Consider the following 17646-nt stretch of genomic DNA (forward strand, 5'->3'; position numbering starts at 1 on the left):
GCTCGGCGTGCTACGAGTTTCGCTGCGACTTGTTGAGCAAGTTTGCGCTCTGCGCATTTTCCCTGGTTCTCAATACCGGGTTGTGTCGCGGCTCACCGCTACGCTTCTCCCTAGCTACAGAAAGACCCAGGTCCAAACCTGAGTCGGCGAACCTGGGCCTTTAGGTCTGCTGTGAGGGGCAGGGCTTAAAGGTACCAGCGGGACGTGCCCATCAAAAAGGGCACGCCCAACGCCGTCACATCTTTCTGCGGTCAGCAGGCCCTGACCTGCGCAAAGGAAGAAGGAACGAAATATGGTATCGATCAATATCACTAGCTGCCGTTTCGCCGCAGTGGTCACCGGCCTTACTGTGGCGCTGAGCGCATGCGGTCACGCTGACAGCGACACCTCGGCAGCTCAGTCTGGCCCTGTGCCGTTAGGGTCCGCGAACCGCGTCAGCGGTAAGGAACCAGGTTGGGGTGGAGCCGAATTCGAGGGAACGGTGACCATCGGTTCTAAGCCCACTGTCTGCCAAGCAGGTAACGGGTCTCGGGTTCTGGTGTTCCACGTTCAGGTTGACACCACCAAGGGAGCGATCCCTACGAACTCGTGGCGTGTGCAGACCGAGAACGCTATGCCTGTGGAGAATGAGAACGTCAATCTCTCCGACATCGGTGGACCACACCTGGGATCTCCAGTAACTGGAGAAGCTAAGGGAGACATAGCGTTTACTCTCCCGGCTAGAACAACACCCACCACCATCGAGCTGCTAGGGGCCCGAGAGACGTTCAGCAGCTCTCCGGCCACCTCACTAGCAACGTGGTCTACCGGAAACCTGCCAGCGTCAACGATATGCCCAGCATCAGCGCAGACAACAGCACCGTCTTACTACCCCGGTAGCTGACCTGGAGGGCCCCTTTCAAACGAAGCGCGGGGAAGCGACTCGGCGCGAAAGGGGCCTTCCTCAGGCCCGGCATGGCTGATTGGCACTTAGAACGAAAGGAAGCAAACCGGATGATCGAATTGCGTGGTATTCGTTACGCCGTGGGAACTCGGACGGCCAAAACTATGACACTGGTAGCTGCGCTGTTCACGCTAACTGACCTCGGTTTTCTAGCTGACAATGTCAGCGCCCTTGCGATACGCGCTCACCTCTTCGACACGAGCCCGATGTATAGCGAGGCCGTCAAGGGGATTCAACTCTTGATCTTCGGTAACGCCATGCTGGCAATGGTGTTCTTGGTGCTCGTGCTCTGGTCTGCCGATCAACAGACCGTGACCGTACTCCCCAAATTCAGTGGCCGGTGGCGCACCGCTCGCGAGATCTGGAGTAGTCCACAGATGCAAGGCCTCCGCGCTACCCCGACGTGGCTTTTTCTGGCAATCATGGTCGCATCGCTAATAAATGGCTGGCTCAAAAATCATCAGCACCCTCTGTACTCAAGCGCCCTCATGATCGGCACATCCGGCCTATTGATCGCCCATATCGTTGCCCTATGGAAGGCGGAGCGCCACATGCACCGTGAAGCCTCAGAAAGGGTAAACGGACGCGTAGAAGAGTGCCGGGGCTTTGACTGGAAACGGTACGGAGCCCGCACCGATCTCGACGCATTCCGGCGTGATCATCTGGACCGCCGCTGGAAATTTCCGGGCCACATGCGCTACCCGTCCGAGGCGCAACGCTTCCAGGAGAAAGCAAGAAAGCATCGCGTTCTCTGGACAGTCATAAATACCGCATTCGGAATCGCAATCTTGGCTTTAGTAAACCAACCGGTGATAGCACTGTTTCAATCTGGCGCGGATAGTATTTGGCATCCCAAACCGAATCTTGAACAACCAAGCGTGCTTCACATGTACCGCAACGCATCTCTCGTCCTGTTGGCACTAATTCCTGCTTTCCTACAGTCCCGGCTCGGCAGGTTAGACACACTCGCCACTGCGTACGGAAATAAGGAAAAGGAGCTGCGCGCCAAACAGCCAATCAGGCCCCATCGAGCGCATCATCGTTACCGGCCAATTCCAGCGGGCCGTACACACACGCAACCACAGCAGCTACGCCCCAAATCGCCCAGATTGGCCAGCTAACACCGTAGGCGCGGCCAAGCGGAGAGTTGGACCAACGGAAGCTCCACAGCGGGGCTATTTGTTTCTCCCCGCTTAGCCGACCGATTCAAAGTTTAGCCCTCACAGGCCAAACCATCCTCGTCTCGGTCCAGCTTGGGCGCATAGCCCGGCGCACCGCGCGGAATGTTGTATTTGCCGTCCGCGTGAGCTTCTTTGCAGCTGGCATACGGAGGGTCGGCGAGCGACACCGGCACTACCCCCACCGGCAGCGATAACGCCACCATTGCTGCCGCAAGGACAGCGCCCCCTGAGTACCGGCATGACGAGATTGCGACCATGTTTGCCCCCGCTTCTGTGAAGTGACTGTGAGACACAGAAGCTACCAAGATCACCACCGGTTCAGAGGCGGATTCGCATACCCATGTTTGGGCTCGTCAAGCACCCTAACCAGCGACGAAACCCCAAGCGCACACAGCGCGGGGCGATTCGCCGTAGGGGAGTCACCATTACTGACACCCCTGAGCGCTGCTAGCCGTTCTGTTCGGCCAGTACCCGGTAGATGGTGGCGCGGCTGACACCCACGGCTTTCGCGATGGTGGTGGCCGACTCTCCCGAGGCGTGCATACGAGCCGCTAAGGCGATGTTCTCGGTGCTAAGGGCCTTGGGTCTACCCACATGCAGACCTCGTGCTTTACGTGCCTCACGCGCGGCTGTACGCCGTTCCTTACCTAGCTCTAGCTCTAGTTCGGCCAGACTGGCGAGGACTCCGGCGATCATGCGCCCGGTGGCATTACCGGTGTCGATACCCTCGCGCAGCGACCTAAGCACGATGCCGTGCTGGCCCAGCTCCCTAATGGTGGACATGACTTCCGAGGCATTGCGTCCGAGCCGGTCAATACCGACAACCACAATCACATCCCCCGCCCGCGCCTTATCCAGCAGACAAGCTAGGCCGGGGCGTTGTTCCCTTGTGGACATACCGGATTGCTTGTCGCTGTAGATGCGCGCCGGATCAACCCCAGCAGCACTCAGTGCGTCCTCTTGTTGATCCAAGCTCTGATGTCCAGTACTCACGCGGGCGTATCCGAACAACCAACCCGTTCCCGTCGCCGGTTCAACAGAGGGGGTCAGGATGTCTGCCGTGGTGGTGTTCGTCGCCATACCGAAAGTGTCTCATAAGTCGCAAAACTACGTCAATGCGAGACAAGAATTTTGATACGGCTTTTGAGAAAACCGACCAGCACGTTTAGAGCCATCGGACGGTCCCGGCTGCGTTCCGGCGCGGGTGTCCGTTTCTAAAGAATTGAGACACGGCGCGACAGCCACGGAGAGCGCTAGCAGGGTGCCGAACTATGCGGTGTCGGCGTCACCTTCGCCCATCATCCGATCGTGGATGGGCTTCAACTGGCGCGCCATCTCCGAATGTGTAAACCCATAATCGCTGTAGTCGGGCTCGTCTCGGTAGCCGCTTCCGTCGGGCGTGGATTCATAGACGATTGGACGCTCCTGCGGCAGCGGAAGTACATCGTGGATTGAGGGGGGCCTGTACCCCCGTTTTTTCTCGCGCGCCAGCCGTTCCAACTCGGGACGAAGCAGCGCCTCTTGCCAAGGTGCAACACGTGCTGCACCACGCCAGAGCTTGTCCCTGAGCTTCAACTTCTTCACCGCTTCTTGAGCCTGCGGCACCTTCAACCCGTACTGCGCTGCAAGTCCAGCGAGAGACGGCCAATCTCGTGTCATCAGTTACACCGGAATCTGTCGTGTACGACAGAAACGCAAGCACACGACAAGCCCAGCGGACCCCATCACCACACCACGTGCAACGAAGCCATGCGCGGCCACGATGCCAGCAGCTAGGCTCATGTGGTTATCGGACAAATAACACGCTGAGCCCTGACGGAGAACCGTTTCCTGTCAGGGCTCTTGCGTTCCTGGACCAAACGGCTGTTCAGTCTCTGTGATGTTCCCACTAACCTGCCAACAATCCCAGGTCGAACGCGCGTTCTAACCAAATTTTTAGCATTCAGGCTGGCCGAGTGCCAGCTTCGCGCCGCTCGTATCCAAACGCGCCGAGAGCGAGCCAAGCCGCCAACCGCACGTCCCCGTCGAGGCAACCACGCCGCGACGACGACTCCCGCTCGCGGTTGCCTGGGGTACACCCACGAACCCGCCCACACCCTGACACCTCATGCAAATCAGCCCCTCTCCCCCCGACCTCAAACAGTCCACCACTTTCAATTTCAAATCAGATGAATTAATTGGAGCGTCGCCCTAACTCAATGCCAACTGTCTACACCGGCTAGAAGGGGGGACAGTATGGGCAGTATTGACGTCCTTTACTGTCGGTGTTTGTCGGTAAGCCCGCATTTTGGGTCGAGCAGCCGTGACATATAAAGGAGTCCGATCCTGCTTCTATATTCGTCTTCTTAAATTTTTCTTCTAAGTAGTCTTCTATGTGGTCCAGATTCTCCACCACTTGCTGGTCCCAGTTCTCCACCGCCCTTGGCCCGTTTTCTCCACCACTAACCGGTGGCATATCTCCACCACCCCACGTGACGGGTGGTCCCGGTTCTCCACCATCGCCCTCACCTGTTGTTTCATTCATGAACTCGCGGATTTCGTCAACGGTTAGCCGCCGCGCCCGATGCACCAGATACGCCGAATAGTCATCGCGCACCGCAAGCCAGCCAGCGGCCACCAGCGAGTCCACACCCTTTTTGACAGTCTTTCGGTCCATCCCCAAATTTTGGGCCAATGACCGAATAGACACTCGCCATTTGGTCTCATCGTTGGACAGCAGATCCAGCATCACGGCCTTGCCAACCGCCGTCACTGACACATCGCGTGCGAACTCATTAGGAACTGCGACGTATTTACTCGGCATGCCGCCGCGCTTGCGTAACGGGCTAAGGCCGGGACGGCGCTTGTTTCCCATAACCGAATACTCGGAGCTACTCATTAAGATTCCTTTCCCCTCTAACTTGCTACACGCAAGTACGATGCAGCAGATTCCGAACTCTTCACTGCGTGCAAAGGCATGCCACGCGGTGTGAACAACACCGTCAGCTTGTTAAGCTGCGCATCCGACAACGTCGGTGCTTGGGCCACCGAATTGGCCACCAAATCCGCATACCGATAAACCATCTAAACCCCGACTCAACACCCATCACTCGCCCCACTCAACTGGCGGGAACTACCTCCCCGAACGCTATAGCCAACCCACATGATGCAGGTCAGGTAACAAAATTGGCCTCTTGGCCCAGAGCGGGCCAGCCAGGAACCTCCCCAAATACACGCCTAAATAGGCGGCTCGTTACTTATTTTTAAGACACAAAAAGAGGCACACGGATAGCGTGAGCCCCTTCAAATCTCAATATTCGGCACCAGGCCGATTCGGCAGCGAAGCGCATACCCACTCGGTATAAACATCACAAGCGCCCAGGTCTCCCCGGATTCATGATCAGCCCAGCATGTAACTATTCGGTACTAGCCATGACTTGACGGCGAACCGCACGTCCACCCGGTTCATACTCACAGGCGCCCCGACGCCCCCACCCTGCGGTGGACGCCCCCAGACCCTGGGAACGGGGTTACTTCGTTGGTGACTAGCTGTAGGCCTCTTGTCGAACAAACAGAACCTTATACGAACAGGTGTTCGAGCGCAAGCAGGCGCGCCTCGGCGGTGTGTCATGGCGGTTCACCTGGGAGATAACACAGTTTTGATTAACGTAATGACAGGTCATACACCGACCCCATCTTCGGCAATGTCGCAGGCGACAGCGCCAAGGTCAGACGCGACGACGGCCAGGTGAACCCGCAGTTAGTGATCGCCGCGCGTACACGGTCACGGGATTCCTGCAGCGCGGCATCGGGCAGCCCGACCAGGTGCACACCGGGGAGCCCAGCACTGATATCGGCCTCGATTTCGACCGTTTGGCCGGTTACCGCCTTGACCGCAACGGAATACGCTCTCCCTAAGGCCATCTAGCTCACCCCGCGGATGTGGGTGATCGCCGGTCCCGAGCCGCTCAACCGTACTTCGATGACATCGATACGCACGGCCACCCACGAACCGTCCTGCGCCGCCAGCCAAATACCCGCAAGCCGCCGCAGCCTACGTAACTTGGTGTGCGTCACCGCCTCCGCAGGTGTTCCGAATGCGCGGCCGGTACGTGTCTTCACCTCAACAAAAACCAACGCTTCGCCGTCGGTCGCGATGATGTCCAACTCTCCGTAGCGGCACCGCCAATTGCGATCGAGAACCGTGAAACCGTCCTTGCTCAGGTAGTCAGTGGCGAGATCCTCTCCACGGCTGCCGATCTGTGCGCGTGCGCTGGTTGTCATGCCCACACCATCTGCGCGGGCGCCGACACAGGTTCAGCTGAGATGCCTCACGGTGGAGAGTTATCCACATTCCGGCATTCCTCCACAGGACCGCGGCCGCGGCGACCACTGGACACCCACTAACGCCGAATGATTCGTGCGGGCAACCCACCCTTCAATCCCATGGACATGCGGTACTGGTGCCGAGGCCCGTACCCCGCCGGGAGTTCGAATCGGTAACGCTGGTACGCCGTCGCGATGGTGAGAACCGCCTCGATATACGCCATCCGCATCCCCAGACAGAGACGCTGTCCACGTCCGAAAGGAACGAATGCGCGCAGGTCGGCTTCGTTGTTCAGGAATCTGTCAGGGTTGTATCGGTTGGGCTCTGACCAAAAGCGCGGATCGCGCTGCATCGCGAGCGAGGAGTACAGGATCGTCGTTCCCGCCGCGATGCGATAACCACCCATCTCGTCGTCCACCAGGGCAGTCTTGGGATTGATGACCAGTCCCCCCTGTAAGCGCTGCGCCTCATCGAAACAGGCTCGGGTCAAAGGTAACTCGCCCATATCCGCGACCGTTACAGGTTTTCCGCCCAGGGCGTCCACCTCGTCGATGAGTCGTCGTTCGATATCCGGATGACCGGACACCAGAGCGAACGTCCACGCCAGCGCGGCCGCGGTGGTCTCGTGTCCACCGACGATCATTCCCGCGATTTCGACGGCGATCTTGTCGTTCTCCAAAGGACTGCCGTCTGCATATGTGGCATTGATGAGCAGATTCAGAATGTCGGTGCGCTCGGTGGGGTGGCGTCGCCTCATCTCAATGAGTTGATCGGCACCACCCATGATCATGTCCAACATGCCGTCCATGCGCCGCTGAAATGGCCGGGGAATCCACGCCGGGAACGAGTACATTGCCACGCGCACCGTGGTCGCCAACATCCCGAAGCTGATCGCGTTCTTGGTCACGGATGCCTCGAGCATTCGTGGCGACAAGTACTCGTCGAACATGGCGTTGAACAACACGATTAGGGCAAGCTTTCGGGTCTTCTCCTCGATATCGACGTAACCGTCGGCGTCACCGCAGTCTTCCGCCCAGGCGTCAACCTGCTCCGTCACCGCGTTGGTGAACAGATCGCCGAGTTCGGCAAGATTCTTCTGGGTGAAACTGGGGCGGTAGAGCGAACGTCCCCGCCACCACTCCTGATCATCGGCGAACGCGAAGAAGTTGTGCCCGAGTTTGGGGGGCACCATCTGCTGGGCAACCATGTCCGAACGCCGGTAACGATCAGGATGCTTTACCAGGACGTGATCAACCCAGTCTGGATGGCCAAGATAGACGGTCTTCACGAATGGTGTTGGGACCGAAACGATATCCCCATACTTTCTAGTCAGCTCCAGCGGATAGAGCCACGGGTCGCGCGCCAGGCGCGCGAGGACGCCGGCCCGTCCGCTCCCCGAGGGACCAGGCGGAGTGGGTAGACCAGCCACGTTGACGGGATTCAGCGTCGGTGAACTCATGCCGTCACCGCCGCATGCTGCGGCTGCCTTTCACCCGCGGTCGCCGCCCCCGCGGCATCGCGAATCTGGCTTAGTTCCGGTATCTGCAGCAGGAGATAAGACGACAGAATCGACGTGGCAATCACCGCAACGGCGGCCAACCAGGTCACGAAAGTCGGCGCCGAGGACTGAACCGCTTGGTAGGCAGGCCAACTCACACCCACGATGTAGCCGATGGTGGTCGCCGGAATCAAGAGAACCAACAGCCAGATCCGAGAACCCTTGAGGTACTTCACCGCATAGAAGATCACAATGCCGTACACCGGTAAGAGCGTGGTGTTCTGCACGATCGAATACAGCGGAATCCCCCCGACCCGCGTCGGGTTATGGCCGTAGTAGGCGATGACTCCCGTGAAATGCCAGACCATTTCGATGACGATCTCCGGAATTCCGACGTATATCGCCGACAGCATGAAGATGTCGCGCAGAGATCTGCCCTGGGATACGTACCGATAGGCGATATATCCACCGATCGCCACGTACGATGACGCCCCGACCAAAATCCAGGCGGGCATCCGTCGGCCCATCACCGTGTAACCGAACCACGGTGTGTCGTTGGCATAGACGATGGCGCCCACCAGATCGCCCAACGGCTCGATGTTGGCCGCGACCAGTCCCGCGATGAAAAGCACCAACGGAAGGACTTGTCGGTGTTTTCCCAGTTTCCACAACACCCACGCCAAGGCGACTGCCGCGCCCCCGTACGCCAGCGCAATCGACACCCACGCGACCATCTGGTTCGCGTGAAGTGCCGGCGCAACCGGTACGCCGCCCTCGCCGGGGAGGAGCACCCCCGAACCGCTGTAAGCCCAGGTCGAGACTCGATCAAGCATCATCATGTTACTATAGTTATCAATTCAGTCACATTAGTCAATATCTTGCGCGGCCGAGCGAGGTGAGATCATCGAATCCATGCCAGGCACCGGTGCTATCAACTGGCCGGATGTCGTCGCCACGGCGACCGCAGCGGACCCGGCCGACCTTCCGCCGTCGGATATCCGGATTCTCGATGCCACGGTGGAGGTACTCGGGATATGCGGAGAACAGCGCCTCACGATCGACATGGTTGCCGACCGTGCGCACATGTCGCGGATGACGGTGTTTCGCCGCTTCGGCTCCAAGCAGAATCTGATCGACACCGCGTATCGCCGCGAAATCAGTAAGGCCCTCCGCGATATCACCGAGTACGTCGGCAGGACCGACACCGCTGCGGGTCGGGCGACTGCGGTAGCGGCCCGGATGGTGGAAAACGCCACCCGAATTCCGGCCCTGCAGTGGATTATTCGTGCTCAGTCGGAGGAAATTGTCCGAATGTGGCGCGATCTGGAACCACCCGGCCAAGAACTTGGCCGCGTGTACATATCTACGCTGCTTCAGGACCCACAGCTACAAGACCCCTTGCCGACGCCGGACGCGGACTTTATTGCCGATGTTCTGATACGCACCGTGATGTCGTTGGTTCTCGTTCCGGACCCGACATATCACAAGGCTTCCATGAGCGAGGTGGAGCAATACATCCGGCGGGTTGTCGAGCGCCTACTGCGTTAGGGCAGTCCGCCCACTAGTTCCACATCTTGACCGGATGAACCACCGGCGCAACCTTGCCGATCGCACCCGTTGCGGGTCCCGGCAGGTCCTTGGAGTTGGGGGCCGACTTGATCTCGACGTCGTCCGTCGCGGTGCACACGTCCTTGCTGGCCTTCGACGGCGCACAGTGCACGCCTGGCGCAGCCACCGCGACGGCTGGCGAGCCCAACGGCAGGGCGACCACAATCGCCGGCGCAATCATCGCCATCGCCCTCATCAGCAAAATACCCATCGGCCGAGAATGGGACACGCCCACGAGATCCGCAACTCGAACGATTGCCTGCTGGCGAGTAATTCCCATCACAGTCGGCCAGAATCTGTCAGGTCCGGAGGGGCAGCGCCATGCAAACCATGACCGCGGCCTAGCGCGGAGCGTTGCCCTCGAGCCGATCAAGTAGCGATTCGAGCGCCTCTTCGAACTCTGTCGCGCTGTGGTCTTCACTGAGCTGTTGCTGCATCCGCTGCAGGTTCGGGTAATTCGAAAGGCTCCGCAGCGTCTTCTCGGGCAGCTCGTCTTCCACCGGACTCAGCGAGACGCCGCGTGCTGAAACCTCCAGGAGCAGCTGGCCCAGCAGGAAGGTGGTGTACGCGCGATAGGCGGTCACTGCTCCCCGGTCGTCGAAGCCGTAGGAGATCAGTGTGTCCAGGAAGGTCTCCATCCACTTCATGCTCCGCAGCGGCGGCCGAACCCATGGGGCCTCCGGTGGCCGGGTCGCCAACGTCGGAAACAGGTGTGGGTGATCGATGGCAATCGCCCGCACGCCATGCGCGAGCCGGACGAGATAGTCCTGCCAACCGTCTTCCTGCCGTCGGGCAGCGAGTTGATCGTCGTACAGCTTTTCGACCAAGTGGTCCACAATGCCGCCGAGTAGGTCTTGGCGGCCATGGACGTGACGGTAGAGGGCCATCGCTTCGACACCGCAGGCAGAACCGAGCCGCCGCATCGTCAGCTGATCCAACCCGTCGCGGTCCACCAGCGCGATCGCGGTATCGAGGATTTCCGCACGGGTCAGCGATCGTGGGCGGCGCCCCTCCGGGGTGCCTGCACTTGTTCGGTTGTCCGTCTCGTCCACTGCGTCGGTCACTCCCACCGTGCATTTCGGGGTTCGGGTTATGACGGCGTTCCCGTGGCGGCTTTGCCGTCCTCCACGACGGTACCTCTGCTAGCTAAACGCCTGGCCAGCGGCTATTTGTTTACAAAGTAGTTTACGTAGTACACAACCCTTGCTACGGTGGATTTGGTCGCCTCACGACGAGGCGACATCGAGCGGTTGCACCGCGCACGCACTGAATAAGGAGCGACAGATGAGCGATGACAACAAGGACAGCGGTCTCGAGGCCGGGATCAAGGGCGTCGTCGAAGACGTCAAGGGCAAGGCCAAGGAAGCCTTCGGCAAGCTCACCGATGACGAGTCGCTGGAGCGCGAAGGTCAGGCGCAGCAGGACAAGGCCGAAGCCCAGCGTGAGGTAGCCACCAAGGAAGCCGAGGCCGAGAAGGCCCGCGCCGAGGCTGCGGTGCATCAGGCACGCGAAGACGCCGAGAAGTAGCAACACACCGCACAGCAGCCCGCTCCACTCCCACGAGAACCAGGAAACCACAAATGATTTCACCTCTGGCCGCTGATGTTGCGGCAGCTCACCTCGGCTTTGGCATCGGCTGGATCGCATGGATCGTGATCGGCGGCCTCGCCGGATGGGTGGCCAGCAAGATCATGGGCACCGACGCCCAGCAAGGGCTCCTGCTCAACATCGTGGTGGGGATCGTGGGCGGGCTGCTGGGCGGATTCTTGCTGAGTCTGCTCAACGTCGGCACCTACGGCTTCGGCTGGATTCTGACATTCGTCACTGCACTCGCGGGTGCCTGCGTTCTCTTGTTCCTCGTGCGCCTCGTCAGCGGCAGGCGATGAGTAGCAACAGATCCCAGCAGTCCACAACAGAAGGGGCCCTAGTGATTCCGTCCATTTCGAAGAAACTCGCGGTGGCAGCCGGTATGGCCGCGGCCATCTCGCTGGCGGGCTGTTCCAGTGTGATCAATCAAGGTGGTGACACCACCTGCAAGGAATACCTCACCCAGGATGAGGCCACGCAAAATGAGGCCGTCATCAAGATGCTCAAGGACGAGAACCAACAAGACCCCAGTGGTCTGCAGTCGACGGCAGCACGAAACTCCGCCTTGGCCTACTGCAAGACGCTGGGCAACGAGAACAGCAAGATCAAAGAAGCCCCACACCTCTAACCGGGAGCATCACATGAGAATGCCAACAGTCAAGCCCACCAAGGTTTTTGCCGGATTCGCCATCATTATTGGCGCGGCTCTGACCGGGTGTGGCACGAGCACCGACAGTGGCCCGACGAGCACCAGCACGACGACCACAACAACCACAACCACCACGACAACCGTTCCCGCGCCCAGCGATGCACCGGAAGGCACCCCAGCACCCGGCCCGACCGGTAGCGGTGGTCCCGAGGGCGGATCCGGCGCCATCCCCGGTGGTCCGACCGGAGGCGGCGGACCCGGCGGCGGGAGCGGCAGCATCCCGGGCGGTCCGACCGGAGGCGGCGGACCCGAGGGCGGCGGAGGCCACATCCCCGGCGTCGGCGGCGGCCACGGCGGCCCGGGTGGCGGCGGCGGATGCGTCGACAACGTGGGTTGCGTCAGCATCCCGTAAAGCACGTACGGCCAAATAGAGCTGCGCCTATCGGAGATCTACTCCGGTAGGCGCAGTTCTGGCTTGTCGACCTCTTCGATGTTGACGTCCTTGAAGGTGATCACGCGCACGTGTTTGACGAAGCGCGCCGGCCGGAACAGGTCCCACACCCACGCGTCAGAAAGGCGCAGCTCGAAGTACACCTCGGAGTCGGTGTTCCGTGGAATCACCTCGACGCTATTGGCCAGGTAAAACCGTCGCTCGGTCTCCACCACGTAGCTGAACTGCCCGACGATGTCCTTGTACTCGCGATACAGCGAGAGTTCCATCTCGGTTTCATACTTTTCGAGGTCTTCAGCGCTCATAGACTTTCCATTATCCCCCCTGTGAACTTCCCTGCGCCGCATTGCGCACGTTCACGAACGACTGTCGATGCTGAACTGACGGTCCCAGACGCTGCAGCGCCTCGGTATGGACGGCCGTGCTGTAGCCCTTGTGCACCGCGAATCCGTACCCCGGGTGGTCGGAATCCATGGCCACCATCACTCGATCCCGGCTGACCTTCGCCAGCACACTGGCCGCGGCGATACATGCCGCCGAGGCGTCGCCACCGATGACCGGCAGGGAGGGCACCGGCAGTCCCGGCACCCGGAATCCGTCCGTCAACACATATCCCGGCTTGACGCCCAGACCGGCCACCGCGCGCCGCATTCCCTCGATGTTGGCCACGTGCACGCCGATGCGGTCCACTTCTTCGGCCGGCACCGACACCACGTGATACGCCTCGGCATACCGGCAGATGAGGGGAAACAGCGTCTCGCGCATCTTCTCGCTGAGCTTCTTGGAGTCATTGAGCGCGGCAAGGCTTTTCCGCTGGTTTGGGCCAAGCACACACGCGGCGATCACCAACGGTCCCGCACAGGCTCCACGTCCGGCCTCGTCCACACCGGCGACAGGCCCCAAACCCACTCTGTCCAGGGTCAATTCGAGGGTCCGCAATCCGGATGCTTTGCGAATCACCGTCCGCGGCGGCCAGCTGGTACTCATACCGCGAGAACTAGGTCTGAGGGTTCACCGATGCGACGCCGCCCCACCGTCCGGGCGGCCATGCGATGAAACGCGCCTTGCCGATGACGTTGTCCACCGGCACAGTGCCGATGTTCGGGTCGCCCGTGCAATAGACGCGCTGACGCTCATCCATCGCCGGCCCGGCATCACGTTCGAGGCTCTGGCAGTGTGCGCGCGAGTCGCCGCTGTGCGTCCGGTTGTCCCCCATCATCCACAGCTTGCCTTCTGGCACCTTGACGGGCCCGAACTGGAAACTCCAGCAGGCGTTGGTGGGGTCGATGTCGCTACCGGGACCGATGGTTTCCGGATCCAGATACGGCTCGTTGAGCTTCTTGCCGTCGACCGTCAGGCCCGTATCCCAGCGGCATTGCACTGTCTGCCCGCCGGTGGCGATGACACGTTTCACCAGATCGTTCTCGTCCGGTGGTACCACGCCGATGAACGACAGCGCGTTCTGCAGGTATCGGACGGCGGTGTTGTCCGACCGGATCGATCGGTAGTTGCCGTTCCACTCCGGGGGGCCTTTGAACACCACAACGTCGCCGGGCTCCGGATTGGTGAACCGGAACACCACCTTGTCGACCATGATCCGGTCACCGGTGCAACCACGGCAACCGTGCAAGGTCGGCTCCATCGACTCCGACGGAATGAGATACGGCCGGGCGATGAAATTCTGTGTGATGCAGTACAGGACCAGAGCGATCAGCAGGAGGACGCCGACCTCTTTGAGCATGCCGGAGCCGCTGTCTTCGTCTTTCGACGATGCTGCGGATGATGCCTCAGCGGCTGGTTCGGTTTCGGGAGCGTCGGCAGTAGTCTGCGCGGACGTTTCAGACGGCCCTGATTCCCCGGACACCGGTGCTGTCACGAAAGCGCCGACTCGGTCAGCGCTTCTCCTTGATCTTGGCCTTCTTGCCGCGCAGCTCACGCAGGTAGTACAGCTTCGCGCGACGGACCGCACCACGGGTGACGATCTCGATGTGGTCGATGTTCGGCGAGTGCACCGGGAAGGTGCGCTCGACGCCGACGCCGTAGCTTTCCTTGCGGACCGTGAAGGTGGCACTCACGCCACCACCGGAGCGACGCAGCACGGCACCCTTGAAGACCTGGATGCGCTCCTTGGAGCCCTCGATCACCTTGACGTGCACGTTGACGGTGTCACCGGGGCGGAAGTCGGGCACATCCTGGCGCAGCGACGCCTGGTCGACAAAGTCCAGCGTGTTCATCGGTGTACTTCCCTCTTGGTCTCTCGACTCAATCGCGCGGCCGGATCGCATACGGGGTATGCACCTGCGCCGATCAGTAGTTGCGTAGTTCTGTCTGACTTGTGGCCAAGCGGCAGCAGACAGCTACCCGATTGTGCCAGACAGGGGCCCTTTCAGTGAAATCGCCCACCCGAGCACCCCTTGGGCAGCGGCTATCCAGACAGTACCGGTAAGCTACCGTGACCGGAACACCTGTCACATAGGTAACAATTCAGAGTCTGACCGCAGAGGGGGTCTAGGTTATGCGCGGCCATCACCTGTTTGCGGGCTTAACGCTCACTGCAGTGACCGCCCTGACCTCTGGATGTGTGGCATCGGTGCGCAGCGACCCGGCTACCCCGGTGCTGGCCGTTGTCAGTGCCCCCGCCGAGCCTGCGCCGGTCTTCGAGGTGGAAAGCCCCCCATCCTTCGAGACCCTGCCCGAGCGCACCATCGCAGCAACCACCCAGGCCAAGAGTGCCGGCGCCGTACTCACCGCGGTCATCAAGGACCGCGCCTCCGGTGCCGTGGTCACCAACGGCAACAACAGCACCATTGCCATCGCCTCGGTGGCCAAGCTGTTTATCGCCGACGACCTGCTGATGCGGGAATCGACCGGCGACGTCACTCTGACTCCCGCAGATCGCGCCTCCTTCGACCGGATGCTGCAGTCCTCCGATGACAGCGCAGCCGAGATCTTCTGGCAGCGCGGGGGCGGAAACTCGATCATCACCCGGGTCGCCGCGCGATACGGGCTGCCCTCCACCACCGTGCCCTCCGACGGGATGTGGTGGAACACCATCAGCACTGCCAACGACCTGGTGCAGTACTACGACATGCTGCTTTCCGGCACCGGTGGCCTACCACCCGAGCGCGCGAACATCATCGTCGACGACTTGGCCCGTTCGACGCCCAACGGCATCGACGGCTACCCCCAGCGTTTCGGAATCCCGGACGGAATCCCCGGCGAGCCCGTCGCGGTGAAGCAGGGCTGGATGTGCTGTGTCGGGTCCGCGTGGATGCATCTGTCGACCGGCGTGGTCGGTCCCGACCGCCGATTCATCGTGGTGGTGTCGTCCCTGCAGACCGCCAACGACGTGACGGCGCGCAACACGCTAACTCAGGCCGTCTCCACCATGTTCCCCGGTGGACGAATCGAAGCCGAGTAGATCCGGGCGACGCTGCGCCGTCCGCTCACGCGACTGCTCGGCCCGCCAGGCCGCAATCTTGGCGTGATCACCTGAGAGCAACACCGGCGGTACATCGATCCCCCGCCAACTCGGCGGTCTGGTGTAGGACGGCCCCTCCAACAGGCCGTCGGAGTGTGAGTCTTCTTGCGCGGAAAGCGCATTGCCCAGCACCCCGGGAATCAGCCGCAGTACCGCCTCGATGATCACCAGAGCGGCGACCTCGCCGCCATTGAGCACATAATCGCCGATCGACACCTCGCGCACCCGCATCCGGGTCGCAGCGTCATCGGCGACTCGCTGATCGATTCCTTCGTAGCGCCCACACGCGATCACCAGATGGTCTTCGGTGGACCATTGGTGGGCACTCTCCTGCGTAAAGGGGTATCCGGCGGGCGTTGGTACCACCAGAAGCGTTTCCGGCGTGCAGATCTCGTCCAGGGCATCACCCCAGACCGTCGGCTTCATCACCATGCCGGGACCACCGCCGTAGGGCGAATCGTCGACGGACTTGTGGACGTCGTGCGTCCAGCGCCGCAGATCGTGCACCGCGACATCGACAAGCCCGGCCTCGATTGCCTTGCCCGGCAGAGACTGCCGCACCGGCTGCAGATAGTCCGGGAAGATCGTGACGACGTCTATTTTCATGCCGGAATGCTCACGACAGGTCCAACAGACCTTCGGGGGGATCTATCTCGATCACCTTGTCTGCCAAGGAGATCGACGTGACGATCGCGGAGACGAACGGCACCAGGATCTCGCCGCGCTGGTCCCTGTTGTGAGGTTTCACCGCAAGCAGCTCGCCACCCGGGGTGTGCAGCACCTCGGAAACGATTCCGACGATCGCACCCTCCCGGGTCCGCACCGTAAGCCCTTCGAGCTGATGGTCGTAGAACTCGTCGGGATCTTGAAGCGCAGGAAGCTCGCCGGCCTCAACCGTGAAAAGGGTGCCGCGCAAAGCGTCTGCCGCGTCACGGTCGGCCACGCCGGAAAGTCTGATCAGCAGCCTTCCGGTGTGCTCACGTACCGATTCGACGGTGAATTCACGATTACCGCCGCCCCGGGGCAGCCGCCCCGTCAGCACTGAGCCGACGGCGAAACGCTCGTCTGGATCGTCAGTACGGATTTCGACCGACAACTCGCCGGTGACGCCGTGCGCCTTGGCGATACGCCCGACCACAAGCTCCATCGGAGCTACCGGTCGGTGTCCACCACGTCGACCCGGATGCCGCGGCCACCCACACCCGCGACCAGGGTGCGCAGCGCGGTGGCGGTACGCCCGCCCCGACCGATCACCTTTCCGAGATCGTCGGGGTGGACGTGAACCTCTACGGTGCGGCCGCGACGATTCGTCACCAGGTCAACGCGGACATCGTCGGGGTTATCGACGATTCCTCGTACCAGATGCTCGACGGCGTCGACCACCACAGAACTCATCTGAGGTCCTATTCGCTTGCGGCGTCAGCAGATTCGGCCGGAGCCTCGGCGGCTTCGGCGGCCGGGGCCTCGGCGGCCTCGTCCTGCTCGGCCTTCTTCGGGGCCTTCTTCTTTTTCTGCTGGATGGCCTCACCGGTCGGGGCACCGTCGGCCTCGGCCAGAGCGGCGTTGAACAGCTCCAGCTTGCTGGGCTTGGGCTCCTTGACCTTCAGGGTGCCCTCGGCGCCGGGCAGGCCCTTGAACTTCTGCCAGTCACCGGTGATCTTCAGCAGGGCCAGCACCGGGTCGGTCGGCTGCGCGCCGACGGACAGCCAGTACTGCGCACGCTCGGAGTCGATCTCGATGAGGCTGGGCTCTTCCTTCGGGTGGTACCGGCCGATCACCTCGATGGCGCGGCCTTCGCGGCGCGTGCGCGCATCGGCGATCTGGATGCGGTACTGCGGGTTGCGGATCTTCCCGAGGCGGGTGAGCTTGATCTTGACAGCCATGACTACAACTTCTCCTTGAGGTATCACGCGGCAATTCGGCGATGCGTGCGGACATGCAC

24 protein-coding genes and 1 pseudogene are annotated in these 17646 nt (G+C 61.2%); 7 read left to right on the forward strand and 18 right to left on the reverse strand.

Annotated features, from left to right (window positions below; translation table 11 throughout):
- Positions 1–954: 954 nt before the first annotated feature.
- Entirely contained in the window at positions 955–2064 is a 1110-nt protein-coding gene (locus RHO23_RS11555) for a hypothetical protein (RefSeq protein WP_423489107.1), read from the forward strand.
- A 92-nt stretch (positions 2065–2156) separates the two neighbouring features.
- On the opposite strand, the gene RHO23_RS11560 is transcribed toward RHO23_RS11555, so the two are convergent.
- The 8 genes and pseudogenes from RHO23_RS11560 to RHO23_RS11595 form a co-directional block, all read right to left on the reverse strand.
- On the reverse strand, positions 2157–2381 hold the full coding sequence (locus tag RHO23_RS11560) for an excalibur calcium-binding domain-containing protein (RefSeq protein WP_423489108.1): 225 nt from the start codon (positions 2379–2381) through the stop codon (positions 2157–2159).
- 190 nt (positions 2382–2571) lie between these two features.
- Positions 2572–3135 carry a recombinase family protein gene (locus tag RHO23_RS11565; protein WP_423489218.1) on the reverse strand — a complete coding sequence of 188 codons (564 nt, stop codon included), beginning with the start codon at positions 3133–3135 and terminating at the stop codon, positions 2572–2574.
- 258 nt (positions 3136–3393) lie between these two features.
- Positions 3394–3783, reverse strand: a complete 390-nt coding sequence (locus RHO23_RS11570; RefSeq protein ID WP_423489109.1) for a hypothetical protein — start codon at positions 3781–3783, stop codon at positions 3394–3396.
- 559 nt (positions 3784–4342) lie between these two features.
- Complete coding sequence (locus tag RHO23_RS11575) at positions 4343–5002, reverse strand: hypothetical protein (protein ID WP_423489110.1); 660 nt, start codon at positions 5000–5002, stop codon at positions 4343–4345.
- Between the two features lie 770 nt (positions 5003–5772).
- A pseudogene (locus RHO23_RS11580) lies at positions 5773–6027 on the reverse strand (magnesium chelatase domain-containing protein); the annotation flags it as partial.
- On the reverse strand, positions 6028–6387 hold the full coding sequence (locus RHO23_RS11585; RefSeq protein ID WP_070921480.1) for a YraN family protein: 360 nt from the start codon (positions 6385–6387) through the stop codon (positions 6028–6030).
- Positions 6388–6506: 119 nt separating this feature from the next.
- A complete protein-coding gene (locus RHO23_RS11590; RefSeq protein ID WP_423489111.1) occupies positions 6507–7889 on the reverse strand; it encodes a cytochrome P450 in 1383 nt (460 codons plus the stop codon).
- Positions 7886–8767, reverse strand: coding sequence for a hypothetical protein (locus tag RHO23_RS11595; RefSeq protein ID WP_070921478.1), 882 nt, complete (start codon positions 8765–8767; stop codon positions 7886–7888). Before RHO23_RS11595 ends, RHO23_RS11590 begins: the two co-directional genes overlap by 4 nt.
- A gap of 73 nt (positions 8768–8840) precedes the next feature.
- Between RHO23_RS11595 and RHO23_RS11600 the strand changes: the two genes are divergently transcribed.
- The gene (locus RHO23_RS11600; RefSeq protein WP_070921477.1) at positions 8841–9476 is read left to right on the forward strand and encodes a TetR/AcrR family transcriptional regulator; all 636 of its coding nucleotides are present in this window, start codon (positions 8841–8843) and stop codon (positions 9474–9476) included.
- 13 nt (positions 9477–9489) lie between these two features.
- Here RHO23_RS11600 and RHO23_RS11605 read toward each other — a convergent pair whose 3' ends face one another.
- Together RHO23_RS11605 and RHO23_RS11610 are read right to left on the reverse strand one after the other, a co-directional pair.
- Positions 9490–9747, reverse strand: a complete 258-nt coding sequence (locus RHO23_RS11605) for a hypothetical protein (protein WP_227457772.1) — start codon at positions 9745–9747, stop codon at positions 9490–9492.
- 130 nt (positions 9748–9877) lie between these two features.
- Complete coding sequence (locus tag RHO23_RS11610; RefSeq protein ID WP_070921596.1) at positions 9878–10588, reverse strand: TetR/AcrR family transcriptional regulator; 711 nt, start codon at positions 10586–10588, stop codon at positions 9878–9880.
- A 232-nt stretch (positions 10589–10820) separates the two neighbouring features.
- Here RHO23_RS11610 and RHO23_RS11615 point away from each other — a divergent pair, with 232 nt between their 5' ends.
- The 4 genes from RHO23_RS11615 to RHO23_RS11630 are packed head-to-tail and all read left to right on the forward strand — an operon-like array spanning position 10821 to position 12184.
- Positions 10821–11063 (forward strand): CsbD family protein, encoded by a 243-nt coding sequence (locus RHO23_RS11615; RefSeq protein ID WP_046255897.1) that lies wholly within the window; start codon positions 10821–10823, stop codon positions 11061–11063.
- A gap of 53 nt (positions 11064–11116) precedes the next feature.
- Entirely contained in the window at positions 11117–11422 is a 306-nt protein-coding gene (locus tag RHO23_RS11620; RefSeq protein ID WP_064409179.1) for a GlsB/YeaQ/YmgE family stress response membrane protein, read from the forward strand.
- A gap of 41 nt (positions 11423–11463) precedes the next feature.
- Positions 11464–11751: a hypothetical protein gene (locus RHO23_RS11625; protein ID WP_030094030.1), complete on the forward strand. Its 288-nt coding sequence runs from the start codon at positions 11464–11466 to the stop codon at positions 11749–11751.
- 13 nt (positions 11752–11764) lie between these two features.
- Positions 11765–12184, forward strand: a complete 420-nt coding sequence (locus tag RHO23_RS11630) for a hypothetical protein (RefSeq protein ID WP_070921476.1) — start codon at positions 11765–11767, stop codon at positions 12182–12184.
- A 38-nt stretch (positions 12185–12222) separates the two neighbouring features.
- Here the strand turns inward: RHO23_RS11630 and RHO23_RS11635 are convergent, their stop codons facing one another.
- The 4 genes from RHO23_RS11635 to rplS are packed head-to-tail and all read right to left on the reverse strand — an operon-like array spanning position 12223 to position 14457.
- A complete protein-coding gene (locus RHO23_RS11635) occupies positions 12223–12528 on the reverse strand; it encodes a DUF2469 domain-containing protein (RefSeq protein ID WP_005056986.1) in 306 nt (101 codons plus the stop codon).
- Positions 12529–12538: 10 nt separating this feature from the next.
- Positions 12539–13210, reverse strand: a complete 672-nt coding sequence (locus tag RHO23_RS11640; protein WP_057966451.1) for a ribonuclease HII — start codon at positions 13208–13210, stop codon at positions 12539–12541.
- 10 nt (positions 13211–13220) lie between these two features.
- Entirely contained in the window at positions 13221–14099 is an 879-nt protein-coding gene (lepB, locus tag RHO23_RS11645; RefSeq protein ID WP_057969136.1) for a signal peptidase I, read from the reverse strand.
- A 16-nt stretch (positions 14100–14115) separates the two neighbouring features.
- Complete coding sequence (rplS, locus tag RHO23_RS11650; RefSeq protein WP_030094034.1) at positions 14116–14457, reverse strand: 50S ribosomal protein L19; 342 nt, start codon at positions 14455–14457, stop codon at positions 14116–14118.
- A gap of 281 nt (positions 14458–14738) precedes the next feature.
- Here rplS and RHO23_RS11655 point away from each other — a divergent pair, with 281 nt between their 5' ends.
- Positions 14739–15644 (forward strand): hypothetical protein, encoded by a 906-nt coding sequence (locus RHO23_RS11655; RefSeq protein WP_030094035.1) that lies wholly within the window; start codon positions 14739–14741, stop codon positions 15642–15644.
- Here RHO23_RS11655 and trmD read toward each other — a convergent pair.
- From trmD to rpsP, 4 genes are read right to left on the reverse strand one after another with little or no spacing between them, the layout of a single operon-like run.
- Positions 15591–16310 carry a tRNA (guanosine(37)-N1)-methyltransferase TrmD gene (gene trmD / locus RHO23_RS11660; protein ID WP_070917350.1) on the reverse strand — a complete coding sequence of 240 codons (720 nt, stop codon included), beginning with the start codon at positions 16308–16310 and terminating at the stop codon, positions 15591–15593. The genes RHO23_RS11655 and trmD overlap by 54 nt on opposite strands.
- A gap of 10 nt (positions 16311–16320) precedes the next feature.
- Positions 16321–16851, reverse strand: coding sequence for a ribosome maturation factor RimM (rimM, locus tag RHO23_RS11665; protein ID WP_070942945.1), 531 nt, complete (start codon positions 16849–16851; stop codon positions 16321–16323).
- Between the two features lie 5 nt (positions 16852–16856).
- Positions 16857–17099 carry an RNA-binding protein gene (locus RHO23_RS11670; protein ID WP_005081564.1) on the reverse strand — a complete coding sequence of 81 codons (243 nt, stop codon included), beginning with the start codon at positions 17097–17099 and terminating at the stop codon, positions 16857–16859.
- 8 nt (positions 17100–17107) lie between these two features.
- Positions 17108–17587 carry a 30S ribosomal protein S16 gene (rpsP, locus tag RHO23_RS11675; protein ID WP_030094038.1) on the reverse strand — a complete coding sequence of 160 codons (480 nt, stop codon included), beginning with the start codon at positions 17585–17587 and terminating at the stop codon, positions 17108–17110.
- Between the last annotated feature and the right edge of the window lie 59 nt (positions 17588–17646).

Origin of the sequence: Mycobacteroides sp. PCS013 (genome assembly GCF_049532645.1) — a bacterium.
GTDB classification, from domain to species: domain Bacteria; phylum Actinomycetota; class Actinomycetes; order Mycobacteriales; family Mycobacteriaceae; genus Mycobacterium; species Mycobacterium gwanakae.